Origin of the sequence: Streptomyces sp. NPDC001351, from assembly GCF_042896045.1 — a bacterium.
Classification (GTDB): domain Bacteria; phylum Actinomycetota; class Actinomycetes; order Streptomycetales; family Streptomycetaceae; genus Streptomyces.
Map to the genome: position 1 here is coordinate 173,753 of NZ_JBIAWS010000007.1, position 22,996 is coordinate 196,748.

Consider the following 22,996-nt stretch of genomic DNA (forward strand, 5'->3'; position numbering starts at 1 on the left):
GGGAACTGCGCGACCAGCCACGACGATGCTGCAGTCGATCGACGGCACATCGCGGCACCACGCCACGAGGAGGCGTACTGATGAGCACCGAACAGCCTCGGCCGCGGTGGAGCGGCCCCGTGGCACCCGCGGTCGGCGAAAGCGGGATCCAGGAGGCGCTGATGTGCCTGGACGAGCCCGTCTACATACTGCGCGGGCCCTACGGCCTCGGCGCCGCCGTGGGCGGTGGCGCACGGCCCGGTGGGGAGCACGAGATCGTCGCCGCCGTGCCGCCGCTCGGGCCCGAACGGCTGGGCAGCGCCGCCTTCCTGGAGGCGTACGGGGTGCGTGAGGCGTACATGAGCGGCGCCATGGCGAACGGCATCGCCTCCGCCGATCTGGTGATCGCCATGGCGCGGGCCGGCTACCTCGGCTCGTACGGGGCGGCCGGGCTGCTGCCCGAGGCCGTGGAGAAGGCTCTGGTGCGCTTCGCGGCCGAGATCCCGGGGCTGCCGTACGCCTGCAATCTGATCCACAGCCCGAGCGAGGAGCGTCTGGAGCGCACCGCCGTCGACCTGTATCTGAAGCACCGGGTGCCGTGCGTGGAGGCGTCCGCGTTCCTGGCGCTCACCCCGCACATCGTGCGCTACCGGCTGGCCGGGCTGCGGGCCGGCGGGCCGCACGGGGTCGTCGCCGAGAACAAGGTCATCGCCAAGATCTCCCGTACGGAACTCGCGGAGCTGTTCATGCGGCCCGCGCCCGAGCCGATGGTGCGGGCGCTGCTCGACGAGGGCGGGATCAGCGCGCAGCAGGCGCGGCTGGCCGAACGGGTGCCGCTCGCCGACGACATCACCGTGGAGGCCGACTCCGGGGGGCACACCGACCGGCGTCCGCTGCCCGCGCAGCTGCCGGTGATCATCCGTCAACGGGACGGTTTGATGCGGGAGTTGGGGTATCCGGTGCGGATCCGGGTCGGTGCGGCGGGCGGGATCGGCACGCCCGAGGCGGCCTGGGCGGCCTTCGCGATGGGCGCCGACTATGTGGTGACCGGCTCCGTCAACCAGTCCTGTGTCGAGGCCGGCACCTCCGCGCAGGTCAAGGAGATGCTGGCGCAGGCCGACCTCGCGGACTTCGAGATGGCGCCCGCGGCGGACATGTTCGAGATGGGCGTGGAGCTGCAGGTCCTCAAGCGCGGCACGCTCTTCCCGATGCGCGCGCGGCTCCTGTACGAGCTCTACCGCGACCACGACGGCATCGACGCGATCCCGGCGGCGGCCCGCGCCCGTATCGAGAAGCAGCTCTTCCGGCGGCCCCTGGAGGACGTCTGGGCGGAGACCGTCGCCTACTTCGAGCGTCGCGACCCCGACCAGCTCGCCCGTGCCGCCGCCAGCCCCAAACGGCGGGCGGCGCTGATCTTCCGCTGGTACCTGGGCATGGCCTCGCGCTGGGCCAAGACGGGGGAGGCGGACCGCGCCGTCGACTACCAGATCTGGTGCGGGCCCGCGATGGGCAGCTTCAACTCCTGGGTGCGGGGCACGTACCTGGCCGCCCCGCGGAACCGCCGCGTCGCCGACGTCGCCCGCCACCTCATGACCGGTGCCGCCTTCCACCAGCGCCTGTCCATGCTGCGGGCAGCGGGCCTCGCGCTCTCACCCGCGATCGCCGACTACCCGGTGCCGCAGCCCGACCCGGCCCTGGAGGTACGGCCATGACGGCCCCCTTCGCCGCCGCGGCGCTCCTCGACGAACTGCTCGGCGACCCCTGGCGGGCGGACAACGTCTACGGCTTCGAGGCCGGGGCGGAGCGGGACGACCGGGGCGACTTCCCGCATGCCTTCGCCGCCCGTCTCGACTCCGTCGACTTCCCGCTCGCCTATCTGCCGCCATCGCTGGGCGGCGCGCTGCGCGGCCTGGACGACACGCTGCAACTGGTGCGGGTGGCCGCCCGGCGCGATGCCGCGATCATGCCGGCCACTCTGCTGTCCTGCTCCGCCGTGATGACAGTGCTCGCGGCGGGCACTCCCGAGCAGGCGAAGACCGTCGCCGACTGGGTGCAGGAGGGGCGGACGATCGCCTTCGCACTCTCCGAGGAGCGCTCGGGCAGCGACGTCCTGGCGGGCGCGTGCCGCCTCGATCCGGCGCGGGACGGCGGTTTCCGGCTGACCGGACGCAAGTGGCTCGTCGGCCGGGGGGCCACCGCGGACGCCGCGGTCGTGGTGGCCCGCACGGCAGCGCGCGGCCCGGCAGCGTTCACGGCGGTACTGCTGGGGCCGGGGGAGATGCCCCGGGTGCGGCGGCAGCCCGCGCAGCCCGTCACCGGAATGCGGGGCATCGACTTCGCCGACCTGACCTTCGACGGCACTCCCGTACCGCAGTCGGCGGTGATCGGGGACCTGGGCGGCGGCCTCGCGGGCGCGATGCGGGCCCAGCAGGTGGTACGGCTGCTCAGCACGGCGGCCTGCCTGGCAACGGCGGACACGGCGCTGCGCACGGCACTGCGGTTCACGCAGAGCAGGCGGGTCGGCGGCGTCCGGGTCGCGGACACCGCCCACGGGTCCCGCGAACTGGCATTGGCGGCAGCGGAGTTGTTCGCGGCGGACCTCCTGTCCCTGACCGCCGCCCGCTACGCCCACCTCTCACCGGCGACATTCGGCCTGTGCTCGTCGATCGTCAAGCGCGTGTCCACCCGCCTGACGGCCTCCACGGTGGCCCGCTCCCGCTCCCTGCTCGGCGCCCGCGGCACCCTGGCCCACGGCCCCGGCGCACTCATCGACAAGGCCCAGCGAGACAACACCATCGTGGAGTCGATCGACACCAGCCCGCTCGGCGTACTCCGCGCGGTGGCCTTACAACTCCCGGGCTACGCCCCGGCATTCGCCCCAGTTCACTTCGAGGGGGCGGTCAGGCCGGGGTCCGGCGTCGGGGGCGGGCATGTGGGCGGGCTTTCGGTCGCGGGCGAGTCCGGTGTCCCGATCCGCTTCGAGGCGTCGGTCGGCGGTGAACTGCCGTACGCGGCCGGCCCCGTGAGCCCGGCCGGGCTGGACGCCCTGTTCGCCTTCGGCGAGTCGCTTCCCGGGCTCGATCCGGGGGCGCTCGACCTCTCCGCGCGGCCCAAGGACCTGGTGCTCCTCGGGTTTGCGGCGCATGCGGAAGACATCGCGCGGGACCTCACGGCACGCGGCGAGGAGCGGGGTGCCGGTCTGGTGCGTGACGTACGTACCGCCCTCGCCGACACCTTCGCCGGCGCCGCCGAGGCTCAGCGTGATCGCGCCCGCGGGCTGGGGGCCTCGGCCGAGCTGCTCGATCTCGCCGAGCGTTGTTGTCTGCTGTACGCGGCTGCCGCGGCAGCCCTCGCCTGGCGTGCGCACCCCGACCGCGGTCTGTACGGCGAGGGGCCCGCCGGGGCCGGGTGGCTCACCGCCGTGCTGGCCGTGCTCGTCGCCCTGGCCGAGGGGCGTGATCCGCGGCAGGCGGCTTCCGATCTGCCGTCCGCCGCCCGTGCGCTCACCGCGCTCGACGCCGCGCGGCTCCTGTTCACCGCGTTCCCGGTCCAGCTGTCCGACGGGCCGGCACCCGAGGAGGACGAGACGACATGACCGACCTCACCGCGCTGATGGCGGACCTGGAGCGGTATCTCGGCGACCCGTGGGACGCCGGCGGCCCCATGCCGTACCCGCGCATCCTCGACCTCGACGAACGCCAGGAGTACCCGCACGAGTTCGTGGACACCCTGGCCGCGTGGGGCCTGTACGACTGGATCGTCCCCGCCGCCAACGGCGGCAGGGCCGTCCATGTCGAGGACGGCTTCAACCTCTACCGCCTGGTCGGCCGCCGCGACCCCACCTCCGCCACCGCCATGGTGCTGACCAGCCTCAGCTATATGCCGGTCTGGATCGCCGGCAGCCCCGAGCAGCGGCAGCACTTCGCCGACGCCATCCGCGACGGCAAGAAGCTGGCCTGGGGGCTGTCCGAGCGCCGGCACGGCAGTGACGTACTGGCGAACGAGACCGTCGCCCGCCGCACGGACGGTGGCTGGCTGCTCAGCGGCGAGAAGTGGACCATCGGCAACGCCACCGTCGCCGCCACGGTCATGGTCTTCGCCCGTACCTCGGAGAAGGGCGGGCCCGGCGGGTACTCGGTCTTCGCCGTCGAGAAGGCCGGCATCCCAGCCGAGCAGCTGGAGCATCTGCGTGACGAGCCGCTCCACGGGCTGCGCGGCCTCGACATGAGCGGGGTGCGGCTCACCGACTGCCTCGTGCCGGACTCGGCGCTCGTCGGACGGGTCGGGCAGGGGCTCGAAGTCGCCCTGAAGAGCAGCCAGTTGGCTCGGATCGCGATCTCCAGCATTGCCATGAGCTGTGTGGACACGGCCCTGCGCAGCACCCTCGACTTCGCCTCCCGCCGCGTCATCTTCGGCGGAACGGTGCTCGAAGTGCCGTATTCGAAGCGTCAGTTGGCCGAATGCTTCGCCGAGCTGCTGATCGCCGACGCGCTGACCACCGGCGCCGTACGCTCGCTCCAGCTCGCCCCCGCCCAGGCCAGCATCTGGTCCTCCGTCGTCAAGTACTTCGTGCCGACCCTGCTGGAGGAGACACTCTCCCGGCTGACCACCGTCCTCGGCGCCCGTTACTACCTGCGCGACCACCCCCGCCACGGCATCTTCCAGAAGGTGCTGCGCGACTTCGCCATCTCCAACTTCGCCGACGGCAACACCGTGGTGAACCTCAAGAACATCGCCCTGCAGCTGCAGAACCTGCTCGCGAACGCCGTCGCTCAGGAACCCGCCCCCGTGGCCGAGGCAGTCGCCGCCACTACCCGGCTCTTCGATCCCGCCCACCCCATGGACCCCTACGAGCCCGCCGCGCAGCAGCTCTTCAGCCGCGGCGGCGACGACTCCGTACTCGCCCTCCGCTCGGCCGTCGCCGAACTGCGCCGGGCAGCCGGCGAAGCGGAGGGCCGCGAGGCCGCATGGCTGGCCGGCTGCGCCGACACCGCGGGGCTGATCGCCGACGAAGTGCACCGCCTCGCCGACGAGCACGCCAAGCTCCTCGCCGAGCAGGGGCGGCAGGCCGGGCAGTCCGCCGAGCTGTACGACCTCGCCAAGCAGTACGCGGCCGTGTCGGCGGCAGCCGCCTGCGTCCACCTCTACCTGCGCGGACGCGACAGCTTCGCGCCCGCCCTGCGCTCACCGGCCGTCCTGCTGCTCTGCCTGGAGCGGCTGCTGCGGCGCTTCCACCCCACGCGCCGGGTGACCGGACCCGAGGACGTCGACGCCGTCGCCGGGGTCATGGCGGGCGCCCACCGCGAGGGGCTGCTGTTCTCCTTCCGTCCGTTCCAGGTGAGTTGGTGACCGGAAGATGCGTACGACCGAGGAGGCCCCCGGTCTGCCGGGAGAAGGGGCGGCCCTCCACGACCCGCTGGCCGAAGGCGCCGACGTATGGCTCCTGGCCGAGGAGGACGTGGAACGGTTCGCCGAGGCCACCGGCGGCCTCGAACTGCTCACCGAGGAGGAGCGGGCCCGGCACGACCGGCTGCTCTTCCCCGCCGCCCGCACCCGTTTCCTCGGCGCCCGGCTGCTCTCCCGCCAGGTGCTGTCGCAGTACGCCGACGTGGCGCCGGGGGAGTGGCGGTTCGACAAGGGCCGGTTCGGGCGGCCGACCGTCCAAGGGGCCGACTGGGGGCTCGACTTCAACATCACCCACACCAATGGGCTGATCGCCGCGATCGTGGTGCGCGGCCGTACCGCGGGCGTCGACGCCGAGAACACCCCGGCCCGCCCCGAGGCCCTCCAGTTCGCGCCGAAGGTCTTCACCCCGCTGGAGCAGGAGGTGCTGCGCCGGGACCGGGAGGACCAGCAGGGGCACGCCTTCGCGGACTCCTGGGTGGCCAAGGAGGCGTACACCAAGGCCACCGGCATGGGCATGGCCCGCGGCTTCGACGCCTTCTCCGTACACCGGCTCAGGGGCGGCGGACTGGCCGTCGTCGACGACGAGATCCCGCAGGAGGAGCGGCCGTTGTGGCAGATCCAGGTGCTGCAGGTGTGGGACCGGTTCGCGCTCGGCATCGCCATCCGGGGCAGCGAGGACGAGCCCGGGCCGATCCCCGTACGGCTGCGTTCGGCCATGGCCGAGCTGCTTCCGGAGTCCCCCGTGGGCGGCCCCCGATGAGCAACTGCCCACTCCACGCTGTCCACTCCTGGTCTGACCGCTACCTGACGCCGTCATCCGTTTCCGGCCGTAACGCGCGGTGTGTTGCATGGAAGCCGGAGCCCGCTGCCGTGCGGGCGGTCGCAGACGGAGGACGAGCGATGCCGGCGAAGGGGAACGCGGAGCTGCTCGCGGGCTGTGCCCGTGGCGAGGCGGAGGCATGGGACGAGACCGTGGGCCGGTACGGCCGGCTGGTCTGGTCGGTGGCCCGCAGCCACCGGGTGAGCCGGGTCGACGCCGAGGACGTGCGCCAGCTGACCTGGTTCCGGCTGATGCAGAACGCCGACCGCATCCGCGACCCCGACCGGCTCGGCGACTGGCTCGCCACCGTCGCCCGCCGCGAGGCCATCAAGGCGGCCACCCGCGACCGGCGTCTGGTCATGGTCGGTGACAGTGCCTCGCTGGAGCATCTGCTCGATCACCACGAGAGCCCGGAACAGATCACCCTGCGCGCCGACCGCGGCCAGGAGGTGCTGCGCGCCCTCGACAGCCTCTCCGACCAGTGCCGCGAACTCCTGCTGCGGGCCCTGCAGGACCCGCCGGCCTCGTACCAGGAGATCGCCGCCGCGCTGTCCATGCCGGTGAGCTCGGTCGGCCCGATCCGCACCCGCTGTCTGCGCCGGCTGCGGCGCGCCCTCGACCGGGACGGTACGCAGGCCGCCCCCGACGACGACTGCGCCCGCTGCCCCGTACGCACCCATGACGCAACCGAAACCGAGGTGCCCAGGTGACCGCCCTCACCGCGTCCGAGACCCGGCTGGTCAGCCGGGAGATCACCACCGGCGAACCGCTCGGCGCCGTCGAGCTGTCCACCCCCGACCGTGTCACCTCCGCCGCCCGCCGCGCGGGTGCCGCGGCCCCCGCCTGGGCGGCCACCCCCGCCGAGGAGCGTGCCGCGATCGTCGAACGCGCCGCCGACCTGCTGGTGGAGCGCGCCGAGCAGGCCCAGGAGCTGCTCGTGCGGGAGGGCGGCGCGATCGGCGGCAAGGCGTTCTTCGAAGTGCACCAGGCCGCACAGGAGTTGCGGCACGGCGCCCGGCTCGCCCGGCACCCCGGGCTTCCGCACCCGCCCGCCGACGACCCCGACCGCGCGGCCGAGGTGACCCGCGTCCCGCTGGGCGTGGTCGGCGTGATCGTTCCCTGGAACTTCCCGCTGCTGCTCGCGGCCCGCTCCCTGGGCCCGGCGCTCGCCCTCGGCAACACCGTGCTCCTCAAGCCCGACCCGCACACCCCGCTCAGCGGCGGCCGCCTCTTCGTCGAGGCGTTCGCCGACGCGGGGCTGCCGCCGCACGTGCTGGAGGTCGTGCACGGCGACGCGGAGGCCGGTTCGGCGCTGGTGCAGGCGCCCGACGTGGCCATGGTGTCGTTCACCGGGTCGACCGAGGTGGGCCGCGAGATCGGCGCGCTGTGCGGGCGGCTGCTCAAGCGGGTCGTGCTCGAACTCGGCGGCCAGAACGCCTTCGTGGTGCTCGACGACGTCGACGTGGAGCAGGCCGCGGCCGCCGGGGCCTGGGGCTCCTTCCTGCACCAGGGCCAGATCTGCATGTCCGCCCGCCGCCACCTGGTGCACCGGTCCATCGCCGAGCAGTACACGCGGGCGCTCGCCCGGCATGCGGCCGCCCTGCGCGTCGGCGACCCGTACCGCTCGGACGCCCAGATCGGCCCCGTCATCGACCGGCGCCAGCTCACGACCGTCGCGAACGCCGTGGAGCAGGCCGTCGCCCAGGGCGCCCGGCTGGTCACCGGAGGGCGCCCGCAGCCGCCGTACTACCCGCCGACCGTCCTCGCCGACGTCACCGAGCAGATGGACGTCTTCCACACGGAGGTCTTCGGACCGGTCGCCACGGTCACCGCCTTCGCGGACGACACGGCGGCCGTCCGCCTCGCCAACACCAGCGACCACGGCCTGACCGCCGCCGTCTACACCGGCGACACGGCGCGCGGGGAGGCCATCGGCCGCCAACTCCACTGCGGAGTCACGCACATCGGCGACCAGACCGTCGTCCAGGACGCCGGCCTGCCCTTCGGCGGCATCGGCGCCTCCGGCAACGGCTCCGGCTTCGGCGGGCGCGCGAGCCTCGAGGCGTTCACCCGCTGGCGCACCCTCACCACCAGCACGCCCCCGCGCACGTACCCCTTCTGAGACTCCGATGGGAGCTTCCGTGGCAGCCAAGGTCGAGTTAGTGCCCCAGGTGGCGGACCCGCCCGAGGGAACCGTGGTGTTCCTCATCGGCATGCGGATCAACAGCTTCTGGAAGGTGCACCGCTGGCTGCCGTCCTTCCTGGCGATGGTCCCGATGCTGGTCGAGCTCCACAAGCAGAAGGAGTACGGCTTTCTGGGCGCCCGCACCTGGATCGGCCGCACGGTCGTGGTGATCCAGTACTGGCGCTCCATGGACGAGCTGATGGCGTACGCACACGACACGGACGCCGCCCACCGGCCCGCCTGGGGCCGCTTCAACCGCACCGTCGCCGACAACGGCGCGGTCGGCATCTACCACGAGGCGTATGTCGTCGACCCGGCGCGCATGCACACCGTCTACCGCAACATGCCGCCGTTCGGCATCGCCGCGGCCACCGGCAGCCGGCCCCAGCGGGCCGTGCCGGTGCCACGGGAGCGCGGCAGCGGCAGTCGACAAGAGCGGAGCACAACGTGACGACCACACCAGGGCCCATCCGGGCCGGACAGGACGTGCAGTGGCGCCGGTGCGCCTCCTGCGGCGCGTACATCTACGGCAAGCGGCTCGACCGCAACCGCAAGGTGTGCCCCGAGTGCCAGTTCCACTTCCGTATCCCGCCCGACGTACGGATCGCCCAGCTCGCCGACGCCGGCACCTTCGAGGCGTTCCCGGACGACTACGCGCCGCGCGACCTGCTGGGCTTCCGTGACAGCAAGCCGTACCCGGACCGGCTGCGGGACGCCCAGTCCCGCACCGGGCGGCAGGACGCCGTGCTCGCCGGGCGGATGAGCGTGCGCGGCCGTCACTTGGTCGTCGCCGTCCTCGACTTCACCTTCATGGGCGGCAGCATGGGCACCGTCGTCGGTGAGACCGTCGCCGCCGCGGCCCGCACCGCCCTCGCCGAGCGGCTGCCGCTGCTCCTGATCGCCGCCTCCGGCGGGGCCCGGATGCAGGAGGGCGCGCTGTCGCTGATGCAGATGGCCAAGACCTCCCAGTGGATCGCGGCCTTGCGCGAGGCCCGGGTGCCGGTGATCAACCTCAACACCGACCCGACCTTCGGCGGGGTCAGCGCCTCCTTCGCGATGCTCGGCGACGTCGTCCTCGCCGAGCCCGGCAGCCTCCTCGGCTTCGCCGGGCCCCAGGTCATCCGCAACACCATCCGCCAGGAGCTGCCGGCCGGCTTCCAGAGCGCCGAGTTCCTCCTCGAACACGGCATGATCGACGCCGTCGTACCGCGGGAGAGCCAGCGCGAGCAGCTGGCGCGACTGCTGGCCCTGCTGGGCCCCTCCGTGCCCGAACTCCCCGAAGGATCCGCGGACTCGGTGCTCACCCGCCCGGTACCCACCACCCGCACCACCCGCGAGACCGTCGCCCTCGCCCGGGACATCCAGCGGCCCACCACCCTGGAGTACATCGGGTACGTCTTCGACGACTTCGTCGGCCTGCACGGCGACCGGGCCTTCGGTGACGACGAGGCGCTGGTCGGCGGGATCGCCCGGTTCGGCGGGCAGAGCGTCGTCGTCCTCGGGCACCAGAAGGGCCATGACACGGCCGAGTTGGTGCGCAGCAACTTCGGCATGCCGAACCCCGAGGGCTACCGCAAGGCACTGAGGCTGATGCGCTTCGCCGACCGCTTCGGGCTGCCGGTGATCGCGTTCATCGACACCCCGGGGGCCTTCCCGGGCATCGGTGCCGAGGAACGCGGCCAGAGCGTGGCCATCGCCGAGTGCATCCTCGAACTGTCCCGGCTGCGTGTCCCGGTCGTCTCCGTCGTCACCGGCGAGGGCGGCAGCGGCGGCGCACTCGCCCTCGGCGTCGCCAACTCCGTGCTCATCCTGGAGAACGCCTACTACTCGGTGATCAGCCCCGAAGGCTGCTCCACGATCCTCTTCGGTACCGCCGAACACGCGGGCCGCGCGGCCGACGCCCTGCGTCTGACCGCCTCCGAACTGCTGCGCCTCGGCGTCGTCGACGGCATCGTGCCCGAGCCGCCCGACGGAGCCCACACCGCACCGCACACCACCGCGCTGACGGTCAAGAGCGCCCTCGCGCGGACCCTCGCCCCGCTGCTCGACCTCTCAGGGGAGCAGCTCGTCGACGCCCGACGGAGGCGGTACGACCGCTTCGGGGACCCCCGACTGCAGCCCGTAGTGGACTGGGAGACGCACGATGAGCACTGAGGTGACCACCACCAAGGCCGAGGACAGCACCGACATGACGGTGGAGGAACTACGGGCCCACACCCTGCGCCTCGCCGGTGAACTCCCCGGCACCCTGCGGCGGATCACCCTGCGGGCCGGCGCCCTCAGCGTGGACGTGGAGTGGGAGAACGCGCCGGTGCAGGCGGCTCCGGCCGCCCCGGCCGCGCAGGCGGCCCCCGTGGCGGCGGCCGCGGCTGCGGAGCCGGAGACCGCCCCCGCCGACCTGGTACGGGTCACCGCGCCCCTCGTCGGCACCTACTACCAGGCCTCCTCCCCGGGCTCCGAGCCCTTCGTCAAGGTGGGCGACACCGTGGAGGCCGGGCAGCAGCTCGCCATCATCGAGGCGATGAAGCTGCTCAACTCCATCACCGCGGAGGTCAAGGGCACCGTGCACGCCATCCATGTACAGGACGGGGACGTCGTCGAGTACGCACAGCCGCTCATCGACCTCGTCCCGGCCGGCTGAGACGAGGCGGACGACGACATGTTCGACAAGGTGCTCATCGCCAACCGCGGCGAGATCGCGCTCAGGATCATCCGGACCTGCCGCGACCTCGGGGTCCGCACGGTCGCCGTGTACTCGACCCCGGACGCCGACGCGCAGTTCGTGAAGGCCGCCGACGAGGCCGTCCACATCGGCCCTGGCGCGCCCACCCGCAGCTACCTCAACATCCCCAACATCATCGGCGCCGCCGTCAAGACGGGCGCCGAGGCCATCCACCCCGGCTATGGATTCCTCTCCGAGGACCCGTACTTCGCCGAGATCTGCGCGGACGACGGCATCACCTTCATCGGCCCGCCGCCGGACGTGATGGAGAACGTCGGCGACAAGGCCACGGCCCGCAAACTCATGACGGCCGCGGGCCTGCCGCTGCTGCCCGGCACCACCGAGCCCGTCGACTCGGTCGAGGCCGCCGAGGAGATCGCGCGGGAGATCGGCTACCCCGTGATCATCAAGGCCGCTGCGGGCGGCGGCGGGCGAGGCATCACCGTCGTACGCCGGCCGCGGGACCTGCGCGACGCCTACACGAGGACCAGGGCCGGCGCCCTGGCGGTGTTCAAGAACAGCGCCGTCTACATCGAGCGCTACCTCACCGACACCCGGCACATCGAGATCCAGGTGCTGTGCGACGACTTCGACGGCGCCGTCCACCTCGGCGAACGCGACTGCTCCGTACAGCGCCGCCACCAGAAACTGGTCGAGGAGTCGCCCGGCCCCGGCATCCCGCCCGAACTGCGGGCCAGGCTCGGCGCGGCAGCCGTCTCCGGAGCGCGCGCGGTGGGCTATCGGGGCGCCGGCACCGTGGAGTTCCTGCTGGAGGCCGACCCGGACGCGCAGGACGCCTTCTGGTTCATGGAGATGAACGCCCGGATCCAGGTCGAGCACCCGGTCACCGAACTCGTCACCGGAGTCGACCTGATCAGCGAACAGCTGCGGGTGGCCTCCGGCTCCCCGCTCACCGTCAAGCAGGAGGACATCGAGGTCCGCGGTCACGCCATCGAGTGCCGTATCAACGCCGAGGACCCCGACCGCGGCTTCGCGCCCACGCCCGGACTGCTGGAGAACTACCGCACCCCGGGCGGCCCCTGGGTCCGCGTCGACACCGACTACGTGCCGGGCTCCCGCGTCAGCCCCTACTACGACTCGATGATCGGCAAGCTCATCGTCTGGGGTCCGGACCGCGCCACCTGCCTGGACCGCGCCCTGCGCGCCCTGTCGGAGTTCGAGGTGTCGGGCCCGGGAGTCCACACCACGATCCCCATGCACCAGGAGATACTCGGCCACCCGGAGTTCCGCCGCGGGGGAGTCGCCACGGATTTCCTGGAGCGGCATTTCGCTCTGTAGACGCTCGGAGGCCGACATGTTCGGCGACATCGGCGACATCTGCGACACGGAAGTCGCGATCCTACGTCAACTGGAATGCGGCAGGTCCGACGAATTCATTTCCCGCAGCCTTGGCGTCTCCACCCGCACACTGCGCCGCTATCTGGCCGGAATGTGCGCGAAACTCGGCGTGGTGACCCGCTTCCAGCTGGGCGCGGCCGCAGCCCGGCTGGGTCTGCTCGGCGCCGTGGACACCCCGGACACCTGACGTATGGAAATTCCTGATCTCCGGTACGGGAACTCCGTTGGGCGGCTTCTGTACTTTCGCCCGGGCGAATCCAAGAGTGATGGGTATGTCTCTCCGTATTGTCGTTTCCAGCGTTTCTTCCGACGCACACATGTGGAATCTGGTCTATCTGCAGCTGCTGCTGGAGGAGGCCGGGCACGAGGTGACCAATCTCGGGGTGTGCCCGCCGGACGAAACCGTCATGGACGCCTGCCGCGGTGCCGACCGCCCCGACCTCCTGGTGCTGAGCACCGTCAACGGACACGGCCACCTCGACGGTCTGCGCCTGATCCGGGCCCTGCGCCGCGATCCCGAACTGGCCGCCCTGCCGGTCGTCATCGGCGGCAAGCTCGGGGTGCGGGGCGCGGACGCCGAGGAGGTCCGGCGGCTGCTCGACGCGGGCTTCGACGCCGTGTTCAACGAGTCGGACCAGCCGGCCGGCCGCACCCTGGCAGCCTTCGGCGACTTCCTCGCCGGGCTGGCCGGGCCGGCAGCCGTACGTGAGCCTCTCGTTGCCGGGGCGCCGCGCTGATGCCCCGGTTCGCCGAGTTCGTCCGGACGGCGGCCGCGGCAGGGCGGCTGGTCGTGCAGCCGCGCATGGGCTTCGGTGAACTCGCCCGGATGCGGGCCGGGTTGAGCGCGGTGCGCGACTGCCGGGCGACCTCCGTCGGCACCATCACGCTCGACAGCTACACCCGGGTCGGCGACTACGCCTCCGCCCGCCGCGCCCTGCGCGAGGGAGCCGAGCTCAATGGCTTCCCGCTGCTGGCCCACGGCGCGGGCACCGTGCGCAACCTTCTGCGCGAGGTCTCGGGGGCGGACTTCCCGGTCCAGGTACGGCACGGCTCGCCCCTGCCCCTCGACCTGTTCCGTTCGATGGTCGCCGCGGGCGTCGACGCCACCGAGGGCGGCCCGGTGTCGTACTGCCTGCCCTACGGCCGGGTCCCGCTTCCCGAGGCGACCGACAACTGGGCCCGCTGCAGTGAACTCGCCGCGGGCGCCCCCGACCCCATGCACCTGGAGACCTTCGGCGGCTGCATGCTCGGCCAGCTCTGCCCGCCCTCCCTGCTGGTGGCGCTCAGCGTCCTGGAGGCGATGTTCTTCCACGAGCACGGGCTGCGCTCGATCTCCCTCAGCTACGCCCAACAGGTGCACCTGGGCCAGGACCTGGAGGCCCTGGCCGCCCTGCGCCGCCTCGCGGCCGAACACCTCCCCGACGCCGACTGGCACGTCACCCTGTACACCTACATGGGCGTCTTCCCGCGCACCCCCATCGGCTCCTACCGCCTCGTCGAGGACAGTGTCCGCCTCGCCGTGCACAGCGGCACCGAGCGGCTCATCGTGAAGACCCCCGCCGAGGCCCGCCGTATACCCGCGATCGAGGAGAACGCCGAGGCCCTGGAGTTCGCCGACGCCGTCGCCCGCCAGGCCGCCGCCGACTGCGCGGTCACCAAGTGCCCCCCGCCCACCGACACCGGCCTCCTCGCCGAGGCCCGCACCCTGATCCACGCCACCCTCGAACTCGGCCGCACGGTCGGCTCCGCCCTGGTCACCGCCTTCGCCCGGGGCGTCCTCGACGTGCCGTACTGCCTGCACCGCGACAACGCGAACGCCGCCCGAGCCGTCATCGACGAGCACGGCATGCTCAGCTGGTCGAAGGCGGGCCGCATGCCGGTCACGATCCGCGACACGGACACCTCCCCCCTCACGGCCGACCGCCTGACCACGATGCTCGCCTACAACGAACGCCGCTACGACCGCGAGGACCTGGTCGGCTCCCTGCTGCGGAGCGCGGCATGAGGCCCCGCACGGCGGCCGCCACCTCCCCGACCGCGCTCACCCCCCGCGCCCGCGGCAGCCGGTGCGATCGCGAGGGCTTGGCTGTTGCGGGGCGCGGTATGCGGCCCCGCGTCGTCGTCGCCGCATCCCTGGACGTGTTCGGCTGCAGGGGGCGCCGCCGTGAGGGTCTGGGCGGTGCGTTTTTGGGGAGCGTCGCGTGAGCGCCCGTACGATGCTTGCCGGGACCCTGGCCGCCGTTCGCGCGCGTGGTGCCGTGCGTGCCCTGGTTTCCCAGGGGCAGCCCGGGCTGTCCCTGTGCGCCGCCGACGGGCGTTGGACCGGGCTGGACGCGGACATCGCCCGTGCGGTCGCCGCCGCCGTGCTGGGCGATCCCGAAGCCGTCGACTGGCGGCCGGCGGGATCCGCCGCCCGGCTCAGCCGGCTGGCCGCCGGGCAAGCCGATCTGACGGTCTGCAACGTCAGCTGGACCATGGGGCGCGAGGCCGCCCACGGGCTTCTCTTCGCCGGGGTCACCTGCTACGACGGCGAGGGGTTTCTCGTGCCCGCGGAATCCGGGTTCGAGGACCCCGCCCAACTCACGGGCAGGCGGCTCGCCGTGCACGCCGGCTCCACCTCCCCGGCCAATCTTGCCGCCTGGTACCGGCCGCGGGGCCTCGCCGTGGAGCCCGTCCCCTTCGACCGGCCCGCCGACGCGCTGCACGCCTACGCCTCCGGCGAGTGCGCCGCGTACGTCCTCGACAAGGTCGCCCTCGCGGGCGCGAGGCGTACGCTGCCCGACCCCGAGGCGCACCGGATCCTGCCCGCCGAGATCTCCCGCGAGCCCATGGCCGCCGTGGTGCGGGACGACGACCCCGGGTGGTTCCGGATCTGCCGCTGGGTGCTGCAACTCCTGTTCGCCGCCGAGTACGAGAGCCACCGCACCGGCGGCGCCGGCCGCGACGCCGTCGCCCGCCAGGCCGGACGGCACGGCCCCGCCGCCGGCCTCGACGAGCGGTGGGCGGCCCGTGTCCTCGACGCCGTGGGCAGCTACGCCGACCTGTACGAACGCAACCTGGGCCGCGCCTCGGGCCTCGATGTGCCGCGCGGCCCCAACGAGCTGTGGACCAGAGGTGGTCTGCACTACGCCGTGCCCCTGCACTGAAGACGCGGACCCACCGGGAGAAGAGGTACCGACTGTGAGCACCCCCAGCCGTCAGCAGCAGACCAGAGGAGCCGTCGAACTCACCGCGGCCATGGTCCTGTCGGGCACCCTCGGCGTCTTCGTCGTCGAGTCCGGCCAGCCCAGCTTCAACGTGGTGTTCTTCCGCTGCGTCTTCGGCGCCGTCGCCCTCGCCGCGTACTGCCTGGCCCGCGGCCTGTTCAAGAACCACAACTTCACCCGCCGCACCTTCGCCCTGGCGGTCCTCGGCGGCGTGTGCATCGTCTTCAACTGGGTGCTGCTGTTCAGCAGTTACACCAAGACGTCGATCTCGGTGGCCACGGTCGTCTACCACACCCAGCCGTTCTACGTGGTGATCCTCGGTCTGGTCCTGTTCAAGGAGAAGCTCAACCGGCACCAGGCCGGCTGGATCGTCCTCGCCTTCCTCGGCGTGCTCCTGGTCGCCGACCTCACCTCGGCCGACGGCAAGAAGGGCGACGCCTACTTCCTGGGCGTCGGCCAGGCCCTGCTCGCCGCGCTGCTGTACGCCTTCGCCACCGTCATCGCCAAGCACCTGAAGTCCGTACGCCCCGAACTCACCGCCCTCACCCAGGTGCTGGTCGGCATCCCGCTGCTGCTGCCGTTCACGGCACTCGGCAAGACCGCCGGTCTCGGCGCCGACTGGGCCTGGCTGGTCGGGCTCGGCGTCATCCACACCTGCCTGATGTACATCCTGCTGTACGCCTCGTACCAGAAGCTGCCCACCGCGAAGATCGCGGTCCTGTCCTTCGTCTATCCGGCGGTGGCCATCCTCGCCGACTTCACCGTGTACGGGCACCACATCACGCTCCTCCAGGCCCTGGGCGTCCCGCTGATCGTCCTGGCGGGCCTCGGCGTGAACCTCGGCTGGCGGCTGCTGCCGTCCGCAGGCCGCCGTACGCACGGGGACAAGGCGGCGGCACCCGCGCTCACCCGGATCGGAGAACCCCGATGACCTTCGTCAGCGACACCAAGGCGCCGAAAATCGCGCTCGTCGGCGCGACCGGAGCGGTCGGCCACACCCTCATCGAGCTGATCGAGACACGGGGGCTGCGCCACAACGGCATCAGGCTCGCCGCGTCCGCGCGTTCGGCGGGGCGGCAGCTGGAGGTCGACGGCCGTACCTGCACGGTGGAGGACCTGGACGGCTTCGACTTCTCGGACGTCGACATCGCGTTCTTCTCCGCCGGTACGTCCGTCAGCGAGAAGTGGGCCCGCCCGGCCGCGGCCCAGGGCGCGCTGGTCATCGACAACACCAACGCCTTCCGCATGGACCCGGACACCCCGCTGGTCGTCCCGCAGGTCAACGCGGACGTCCTCACCGGACGCCCGGCGAGCGGCATCATCGCCAACCCCAACTGCTCCACCATCCCGCTGGTGCGGCTGCTGCAGACCGTGGAGCAGCGGTGGGGGATACGGCAGGTGGTCGTCAGCACCTACCAGGCGGCCTCCGGCCAGGGCCAGCACGGCATCGAGGAACTCCAGGAGGGCACCGAACTCGCCCTGCACGACCCGGACGCCGAACTGCCCGCGGAACGCTTCACCGCCCCGCTCGCCTTCAACGTCGTGCCGTTCATCGACCGGCTCCTGGACAGCGGGTTCACCATGGAGGAGCAGAAGATGCTCCAGGAGTCCCGCAAGATCCTCGGCCTGCCGCACCTCGACGTCACCACCACCTGCGTCCGCGTCCCGGTCGTCAACTCGCACTCCGAGGCGGTGTGGGTGGAGGCCGCGGCCCCCGTCGACCGCGCCGAACTGGTCGGCCGCCTGGCAGCCCTGCCCGAGGTCACCGTCCACGACCAGGACATCCCGGGCCGCTTCCCGACCCCGCTGACCGCGGGCAACCCGGACCACGTCCACGTCGGCCGGGTCCGGGTCGCCCCGCACAACCCGCGCGGCTTCTGGCTCTGGCTGGTCGCCGACAACCTGCGTATCGGGGCCGCCCTGAACGCCGTACAGATCGCCGAGACCGTTCTCGACCGGGGGTTGCTGTGACCGACGCTGCCATTCTGAAGTTCGGCGGCTCCACCTTCCGTACCCACGCCGCCTACGACAGGCTCGCGGCCGGCCTCGAAGCCAGGCTGGAGCGTGAGGGCCGCCGGCTCGCCGTCGTGGTCAGCGCCATGCAGGGGGAGACCGAGCAGCTGCGGGGCCGGCTGCACGAGGTCAACGCCCACCCCGAGGACGCCACCCCGGCAGGCATGCTCGCCACCGCCGACCTGATCAGCGCCCACCTGCTCGCCACCGCCCTGCACCGCAGGGGCCGCACCGCGACCGTCCTGGCCGGCCACCAGATCGGCCTGATCACCAACTCGTCCTTCCTGTGGGCCCGGGTGATCGAGACCGACCCGGGACCGCTCGACAGGACGCTGGCCGAGTACGAGGTCGTCGTCGTCCCCGGCGGACAGGCCATCGACGCGCAGGGCCGGCCCACCTGGCTCGGCAAGAACAGCTCCGACCTGTCGGCCATCGCCGTCGCCCGCGCCCTCGGCGGCACCGCCTGCGAGATCCACTCCGACGTCGACGGCATCTACACCTCCGACCCGCACCTGGTGCGCGGCGCACGGCTGCTGCCGAAGGTCTCCTTCAACATGGCCGCCCTGATGTCCCTGTACGGCGCGAAGGTGCTGCACCGCCGGGCCGTGCAGCTCGCCCTGCGGCACGGCATCGAGATCGTCTGCCGCTACAACCGGGCACCGTTCTCCCGCGGCACGACCATCAGCCGCGAGGGCGACCAGATGGCCGCCATCGTCTTCAATCAGCGTTCGGTGGTACTGAGTTACGACAACGACGACTGCGCCGACCTCGCCCACGGCGTCTTCCACGCGGCCGGCATCGACACCGTACGGCTGACCGAGAAACCGTGGGTCGCCGTCGTCGGCGGCTTCGTCGACCTGGAGGCCGTGCAGCGCCGCCAGAACCTCAAACCCGGCACCTACGTCGGTGTCCCGGTCGCCGAGATCCGCGGCTCCAAGGTCACCACCCACCTCGCCGAGAGCGGCGAGGACGCGCTGCATGTCGCCCAGCGCCTGCACGACCGGATCGACCTGCCCGTCATGGAACCCGCACCAGAGCCCCACCTCGCCGGAGTGTGACCGCCTTGACCTTCGCCGACCTCGAACTGCCCGACCGGGTGCGCGACACCATCGGTGCGGAGCTGTGTCTGCTGCCCGACCCGACCACGGACGTCGACCGGGCCCTGACCCGCTACCACCGCGTCTTCGCCGCCCTGCCCACCGAACTCCTCCAGCAGATCATGGACTTCGGACGGCACAACGACTCCCCGGGCGTGATGCTCGTACGCAATCTGCCACTGGACGCGGACCTGCCGCCCACCCCGGTCGACGGCGAACCGTCCACCGCCAAGAACAGCTTCGTCGCCGAAGGCGTGCTGCTCGGCCTGACCGGACTGCTGGGCGAGCCGATCGGCGTGCTCACCGAGAAGGCCGGCCGGCTCGTCCACGACGTCGTCCCGGTCCGGGAGGGGGCACGGGCCCAGACCAACCAGGGCTCCGCGGTCTTCCTCAACTTCCACAGCGACATCACCTACGACACCACCGGCCGCTACGACGTCGCCAACCCGGACTTCCTCGTCCTCAACTGCCTGCGCGGTGCCGTCGGCAACGACGCCTACACGTACTACGCCGACGCCCGCGACCTGTGCCGGCACCTGCCGGACCCCCTGGTCGAGACGCTGCGCAGCCCGCTGTACCGGCTCAACGCCCCCGGCAGCTACACCCGCAGCGTCGGGCAGGAGGTGCTGTCCGAGCCGGTGCCCATCCTCAGCGGCGCCGCCCCCTTCCCGGAGATCACGGTCTCCGCCAACGGCACCCGCCCGCTCACCCGCGGCGCCCGGACCGCCCTCGACGCGCTGCAGGAGGCCTGCCGGTCCGTCGCCCACACCGTACGGCTGGAACCCGGCCAGGCCCTGCTGATCAACAACCGCAAGGGCGTCCACGCGCGCTCCACCTTCCGGGCACACCACGACGGCCGCGACCGCTGGCTCCAGCGCACCTATATCCGCCGCAACCTGTGGAACGTGCGTTACAGGGCCACGCCCGAGGACCGACGCGTTCATTACTGAATGCGGTGCCGTACCTAACGCTCTCAGGCCGACGGGCCCCGCACGGGAGTTCGGGCCGGGAAAGGCGTCCTAGGGTGAAAAGGCAAGAAGCAGCGCGCGGCGACGCGCCGACCTCGTGGGGCTCGGGTGTGTTGGGGGGTGAGGAATTGACGGACGAGATTCCTCTTCTCGGCGACCTCGCGGTGCAGGCCTACGAAGCGGCACTGCAGAAGGGCCGCTTCGACGACGAGGAGATCACCACCGCCCTCGACGCGGACATCACCGCGGTCGAGGAGATACGCAAGTCCCTCCAGGACCTGCACCTGCTCAGCCCGAGCGCACCCGGGCGTCCCGTCGTCCCCCTCGACCCCGAAGTCGCCGAGGCCGAACTGGTCACGCCGCTGGAGGTGGAGATCGGCCGACGCCGACGCGAAATCGGCCGTATCCACGAGGAGTTGCGCTCCCTGGCCGCCGACTACCGCGCCCGGCCGGGCGGCTCGGCGGCCGACGTGCCCATCACCGTCCTCGACGACGTCGAGGAGGTGCGCCGCGAGATCGACCGGGCCCGCTACGGCTGCACCCGGGAACGCATGAGCCTGCAGTCCGGCGGCGGCCGCCCGCCCGAACTCCTCGAGGCCGACCGGGAACACACCCTGGAACTGCTGCGCAGAGGCGTCCGCGTGCGCACCCTCTACCAGCACACCGCCCGCACCAGCCTCGCCACCCGCACCTACGTCCAGGAGATCAGCCGGCGCGGCGCCGAGGTGCGCACCGTCGACGAACTCTCCGAGCGGCTCATCATCTACGACCGCAGAATCGCCTTCATCCCCAAGGAGCGCACCGGCCGCCGGCCGCCCGGCGCCGCCGTCATCACCGAACCGACGGTCGTGGACTATCTGGCCCGCACCTTCGAGTCGGTGTGGCAGATCGGCCGGCCCTTCGAGGTGGACCAGCAGACCGCCGAATACCCGCAAGTCGCGGAAGAAGTACGGCATTCCATTATTCGCCTCATGGCCCTCGGGCTGAAGGACGAGGTCATCGCGCGCAGGCTCGGCATGGCGACCCGGACCTGCCGCCGCCACATCTCCGCCGTCATGGAGGAAATGGGGGCGGTCAGCCGATTCCAGGCGGGCCTTATAATCGGCCGCGAGAACCGGGAGAACGGCGAGGACCGGGAAAACGGCGAAGACCGGGAAAACGGGGATGTTGGCCGCTAGCTGACGTCGCCTGTCCCGAAGGGGACACCGCCGGGACATGGCGCCCGTGCCCGCCCGGTGATTCGCTGGAACAGGAAATCCATCCGTTGTCGGCCCATGCAGGAGAACACCATGGATATCAGGCAGCTGGCGGCGTTCCACAAGGTGGCCACGCTGCTCAGTTTCTCGAAGGCGGCGACGGAACTGAAGTACGCGCAGTCCAGTGTCACCAGCCAGATCAAGGGACTAGAGATGTCCCTGGGCGTCGACCTCTTCGACCGCCTCGGCGGCCGCATCCAGCTCACCGAGGCGGGCCAGCGGCTGCTGCCCTACGCCGAGCAGATGCTGGCCCTGGCCGGCGAGGCCCGCGGCGCCACGGTCGGCTCCGGGGACCCCTCCGGCGTGCTCACCATCGGCTCGATGGAGAGCATCACGTCCTACCGGATGCCGCCACTGCTGGAGTTCTTCCACCACCGCTACCCGGCCCTGCACATCGTGCTCCGCCCGAGCCTGTGCGCGGAGACCTGCCATGCGCTGCGGCAGGGGATGTTCGACATGGGCTTCCTGATGGAGGCCGAGACGCAGCACCCGGGCGTCCAGACCGAAGTCCTCGGCTCCGAACCCCTGACGGTAGTGGCCGCCCCCGACCATCCGCTCACCCAGGTCCCGAAGGTGACCACGGAGGAACTCCGCCGCACCCAGGTCATCTCCGCCGAGGCGGGCTGCGCCTACCGGGAACTGTTCGAGGCCGAACTGAACGACGGCACGGGAGAGGCCCTGCCGTTCCTGGAGTTCGGCACGATCGAGTCCATCAAGCGGGGTGTTGCGGCGGGCCTCGGCATCAGCCTGCTGCCGACGGCCTGCGTACAGGACACATTGGACGCCGGCCTTCTCGTGAAACTGGACTGGGACATCCCGTTCGAGGTGTTCACGCAGCTGGCCTGGCGCCGGGGAAAAAATCTCACGAGGGAGATGCGGGTCTTCACCGACCAGTCCATCCGATTCTTGGCCGAGGAATACGGGCGCTGACAATTCAACTCCGGCATGCAGGAGCGCCCCGTCAGGGGCGCGGGGAACTGCGCGACCAGCCCCCACCGGCCCGCAGATTCACTCACAAGCGATTGACCCCAATTCCCCCAACGCACTCTGCAGCATCCGGATGTGGGCGTCCACTGTCGCCAGGCCCATCCCCATCGTGCTCAGGCACAGGTGAGTCGCCCCAAGATCACGCCAACCAGCCACAAACCCCGCCCACTTTGCCTCGGGCACCTCCGCAAGCTTGAGCCGAGCCTCGAACCCGATCCCCGCGGGATCACGCCCGGCCGCGACGGCATAGGACCGCACACGCTCCACCATGGAGCGCGCCGTCCCGTCCGGAGGACGCTGCGGCAGCCAGCCGTCACCCAGTTCGCCCGCCCGGCGCAGCACAGGCTCCGCGTTGCCGCCGAACCACACCGGAATACGCCCCCGCACCGGCCGCGGCAGGATCCCCGCGTCCTCGATGCGATGCCAGCGCCCCTCGTAGGTCACCGTGGGCCGAGCCCACAGCGCGCGCAGCACCTCGACCTGTTCGGCGCTGCGGGCGCCGCGGTCGGTGAACGTCGCGCCCAGGGCGTCGTACTCCACCCGGTTCCAGCCGATGCCCACGCCCAGCCGCAGCCGGCCGCCGCTGAGAACGTCGACCTCGGCGGCCTGCTTGGCCACCAGGGCGGTCTGCCGCTGCGGCAGCACCAGGACCCCGGTGGCGAGCTCCAGGGTGCGGGTGACCCCGGCGAGATAGCCGAACAGCACGAAGACCTCGTGGAAGGGGTCTTCGCTGGTGTAGCCGTACCAGCCGGGGCGGCGGGCGGTGCCCGCGCCGAGTACGTGGTCGAAGGCGACCGCGTGCGCGAAGCCCAGCTCCTCCACGGCCTCGGCCCAGGCGCGCACCGCGCCCGGGTCCGCGCCGATCTCCGTCTGCGGGAAAACTGCTCCGATACGCATGCTCAGCCGACCAGACCCCAGCCGTCGTCCGCTGAGGACGTGGTCCGCAGTGCGCTGCCGTTCACCATCAGTGCCTCCTCGTGGGTTGGTCGTCCCACGGT

The 22,996-nt window shown here is 71.8% G+C and carries 21 protein-coding genes; 20 read left to right on the forward strand and 1 reads right to left on the reverse strand.

From position 1 onward, the window contains the following. Positions 1 to 80 precede the first annotated feature (80 nt). From ACFY1U_RS26075 to ACFY1U_RS26170, 20 genes are all read left to right on the forward strand, one after another. Positions 81 to 1,691, forward strand: a complete 1,611-nt coding sequence (locus ACFY1U_RS26075; RefSeq protein ID WP_390696557.1) for a PfaD family polyunsaturated fatty acid/polyketide biosynthesis protein — start codon at positions 81 to 83, stop codon at positions 1,689 to 1,691. Beyond that, positions 1,688 to 3,574 carry an acyl-CoA dehydrogenase family protein gene (locus tag ACFY1U_RS26080; RefSeq protein ID WP_390696558.1) on the forward strand — a complete coding sequence of 629 codons (1,887 nt, stop codon included), beginning with the start codon at positions 1,688 to 1,690 and terminating at the stop codon, positions 3,572 to 3,574. The genes ACFY1U_RS26075 and ACFY1U_RS26080 overlap by 4 nt, the downstream gene beginning before the upstream one ends. Next, complete coding sequence (locus ACFY1U_RS26085) at positions 3,571 to 5,328, forward strand: acyl-CoA dehydrogenase family protein (RefSeq protein WP_390696559.1); 1,758 nt, start codon at positions 3,571 to 3,573, stop codon at positions 5,326 to 5,328. Before ACFY1U_RS26080 ends, ACFY1U_RS26085 begins: the two co-directional genes overlap by 4 nt. A 7-nt stretch (positions 5,329 to 5,335) precedes the next feature. Continuing rightward, positions 5,336 to 6,145, forward strand: a complete 810-nt coding sequence (locus ACFY1U_RS26090) for a 4'-phosphopantetheinyl transferase family protein (protein ID WP_390696560.1) — start codon at positions 5,336 to 5,338, stop codon at positions 6,143 to 6,145. A gap of 140 nt (positions 6,146 to 6,285) precedes the next feature. Then, a complete protein-coding gene (locus ACFY1U_RS26095; protein WP_390696561.1) occupies positions 6,286 to 6,915 on the forward strand; it encodes an RNA polymerase sigma factor in 630 nt (209 codons plus the stop codon). Then, entirely contained in the window at positions 6,912 to 8,327 is a 1,416-nt protein-coding gene (locus ACFY1U_RS26100) for an aldehyde dehydrogenase family protein (RefSeq protein ID WP_390696562.1), read from the forward strand. Before ACFY1U_RS26095 ends, ACFY1U_RS26100 begins: the two co-directional genes overlap by 4 nt. 19 nt (positions 8,328 to 8,346) lie before the next feature. Then, entirely contained in the window at positions 8,347 to 8,841 is a 495-nt protein-coding gene (locus ACFY1U_RS26105; RefSeq protein WP_344404267.1) for a DUF4188 domain-containing protein, read from the forward strand. Beyond that, complete coding sequence (locus ACFY1U_RS26110) at positions 8,838 to 10,544, forward strand: acetyl-CoA carboxylase carboxyltransferase subunit alpha (RefSeq protein ID WP_390696563.1); 1,707 nt, start codon at positions 8,838 to 8,840, stop codon at positions 10,542 to 10,544. Before ACFY1U_RS26105 ends, ACFY1U_RS26110 begins: the two co-directional genes overlap by 4 nt. Then, on the forward strand, positions 10,534 to 11,031 hold the full coding sequence (gene accB / locus ACFY1U_RS26115; RefSeq protein WP_390696564.1) for an acetyl-CoA carboxylase biotin carboxyl carrier protein: 498 nt from the start codon (positions 10,534 to 10,536) through the stop codon (positions 11,029 to 11,031). Before ACFY1U_RS26110 ends, accB begins: the two co-directional genes overlap by 11 nt. An 18-nt stretch (positions 11,032 to 11,049) precedes the next feature. Next, complete coding sequence (gene accC, locus ACFY1U_RS26120; RefSeq protein ID WP_390696565.1) at positions 11,050 to 12,411, forward strand: acetyl-CoA carboxylase biotin carboxylase subunit; 1,362 nt, start codon at positions 11,050 to 11,052, stop codon at positions 12,409 to 12,411. Between the two features lie 16 nt (positions 12,412 to 12,427). Beyond that, positions 12,428 to 12,658 (forward strand): helix-turn-helix transcriptional regulator, encoded by a 231-nt coding sequence (locus ACFY1U_RS26125; RefSeq protein ID WP_390696566.1) that lies wholly within the window; start codon positions 12,428 to 12,430, stop codon positions 12,656 to 12,658. Positions 12,659 to 12,788: 130 nt separating this feature from the next. Next, entirely contained in the window at positions 12,789 to 13,208 is a 420-nt protein-coding gene (locus tag ACFY1U_RS26130; RefSeq protein ID WP_390696567.1) for a cobalamin B12-binding domain-containing protein, read from the forward strand. Continuing rightward, positions 13,208 to 14,476, forward strand: a complete 1,269-nt coding sequence (locus tag ACFY1U_RS26135) for a methylaspartate mutase (RefSeq protein ID WP_390696568.1) — start codon at positions 13,208 to 13,210, stop codon at positions 14,474 to 14,476. The genes ACFY1U_RS26130 and ACFY1U_RS26135 overlap by 1 nt, the downstream gene beginning before the upstream one ends. Positions 14,477 to 14,672: 196 nt before the next feature. Further along, complete coding sequence (locus ACFY1U_RS26140) at positions 14,673 to 15,617, forward strand: transporter substrate-binding domain-containing protein (RefSeq protein WP_390696569.1); 945 nt, start codon at positions 14,673 to 14,675, stop codon at positions 15,615 to 15,617. A gap of 91 nt (positions 15,618 to 15,708) precedes the next feature. Further along, positions 15,709 to 16,608, forward strand: a complete 900-nt coding sequence (locus ACFY1U_RS26145) for a DMT family transporter (RefSeq protein ID WP_344404345.1) — start codon at positions 15,709 to 15,711, stop codon at positions 16,606 to 16,608. Continuing rightward, positions 16,605 to 17,648 carry an aspartate-semialdehyde dehydrogenase gene (locus ACFY1U_RS26150; RefSeq protein WP_390696570.1) on the forward strand — a complete coding sequence of 348 codons (1,044 nt, stop codon included), beginning with the start codon at positions 16,605 to 16,607 and terminating at the stop codon, positions 17,646 to 17,648. Before ACFY1U_RS26145 ends, ACFY1U_RS26150 begins: the two co-directional genes overlap by 4 nt. After that, positions 17,645 to 18,748, forward strand: coding sequence for an aspartate kinase (locus tag ACFY1U_RS26155; protein WP_390696571.1), 1,104 nt, complete (start codon positions 17,645 to 17,647; stop codon positions 18,746 to 18,748). The genes ACFY1U_RS26150 and ACFY1U_RS26155 overlap by 4 nt, the downstream gene beginning before the upstream one ends. A gap of 5 nt (positions 18,749 to 18,753) precedes the next feature. Next, the gene (locus ACFY1U_RS26160) at positions 18,754 to 19,737 is read left to right on the forward strand and encodes a TauD/TfdA family dioxygenase (RefSeq protein ID WP_390696572.1); all 984 of its coding nucleotides are present in this window, start codon (positions 18,754 to 18,756) and stop codon (positions 19,735 to 19,737) included. Positions 19,738 to 19,883: 146 nt separating this feature from the next. After that, positions 19,884 to 20,933, forward strand: a complete 1,050-nt coding sequence (locus ACFY1U_RS26165; RefSeq protein ID WP_390696573.1) for a LuxR C-terminal-related transcriptional regulator — start codon at positions 19,884 to 19,886, stop codon at positions 20,931 to 20,933. 111 nt (positions 20,934 to 21,044) lie between these two features. Continuing rightward, positions 21,045 to 21,941, forward strand: coding sequence for a LysR family transcriptional regulator (locus tag ACFY1U_RS26170; protein WP_390696574.1), 897 nt, complete (start codon positions 21,045 to 21,047; stop codon positions 21,939 to 21,941). Between the two features lie 78 nt (positions 21,942 to 22,019). Here ACFY1U_RS26170 and ACFY1U_RS26175 read toward each other — a convergent pair whose 3' ends face one another. Beyond that, entirely contained in the window at positions 22,020 to 22,895 is an 876-nt protein-coding gene (locus ACFY1U_RS26175) for an LLM class F420-dependent oxidoreductase (RefSeq protein ID WP_390696575.1), read from the reverse strand. Between the last annotated feature and the right edge of the window lie 101 nt (positions 22,896 to 22,996).

What these genes read in the sequence shown, in the direction of transcription:
- ACFY1U_RS26075 (WP_390696557.1), top strand. Translation starts at nt 81, where the DNA reads ATGAGCACCGAACAGCCTCGGCCGCGGTGGAGCGGCCCCGTGGCACCC.
- ACFY1U_RS26080 (WP_390696558.1), top strand. Translation starts at nt 1,688, where the DNA reads ATGACGGCCCCCTTCGCCGCCGCGGCGCTCCTCGACGAACTGCTCGGC.
- ACFY1U_RS26085 (WP_390696559.1), top strand. Translation starts at nt 3,571, where the DNA reads ATGACCGACCTCACCGCGCTGATGGCGGACCTGGAGCGGTATCTCGGC.
- ACFY1U_RS26090 (WP_390696560.1), top strand. Translation starts at nt 5,336, where the DNA reads ATGCGTACGACCGAGGAGGCCCCCGGTCTGCCGGGAGAAGGGGCGGCC.
- ACFY1U_RS26095 (WP_390696561.1), top strand. Translation starts at nt 6,286, where the DNA reads ATGCCGGCGAAGGGGAACGCGGAGCTGCTCGCGGGCTGTGCCCGTGGC.
- accB (WP_390696564.1), top strand. Translation starts at nt 10,534, where the DNA reads ATGAGCACTGAGGTGACCACCACCAAGGCCGAGGACAGCACCGACATG.
- accC (WP_390696565.1), top strand. Translation starts at nt 11,050, where the DNA reads ATGTTCGACAAGGTGCTCATCGCCAACCGCGGCGAGATCGCGCTCAGG.
- ACFY1U_RS26125 (WP_390696566.1), top strand. Translation starts at nt 12,428, where the DNA reads ATGTTCGGCGACATCGGCGACATCTGCGACACGGAAGTCGCGATCCTA.
- ACFY1U_RS26130 (WP_390696567.1), top strand. Translation starts at nt 12,789, where the DNA reads ATGTGGAATCTGGTCTATCTGCAGCTGCTGCTGGAGGAGGCCGGGCAC.
- ACFY1U_RS26135 (WP_390696568.1), top strand. Translation starts at nt 13,208, where the DNA reads ATGCCCCGGTTCGCCGAGTTCGTCCGGACGGCGGCCGCGGCAGGGCGG.
- ACFY1U_RS26145 (WP_344404345.1), top strand. Translation starts at nt 15,709, where the DNA reads ATGGTCCTGTCGGGCACCCTCGGCGTCTTCGTCGTCGAGTCCGGCCAG.
- ACFY1U_RS26150 (WP_390696570.1), top strand. Translation starts at nt 16,605, where the DNA reads ATGACCTTCGTCAGCGACACCAAGGCGCCGAAAATCGCGCTCGTCGGC.
- ACFY1U_RS26170 (WP_390696574.1), top strand. Translation starts at nt 21,045, where the DNA reads ATGGATATCAGGCAGCTGGCGGCGTTCCACAAGGTGGCCACGCTGCTC.
- ACFY1U_RS26175 (WP_390696575.1), bottom strand. Translation starts at nt 22,895, where the DNA reads ATGCGTATCGGAGCAGTTTTCCCGCAGACGGAGATCGGCGCGGACCCG.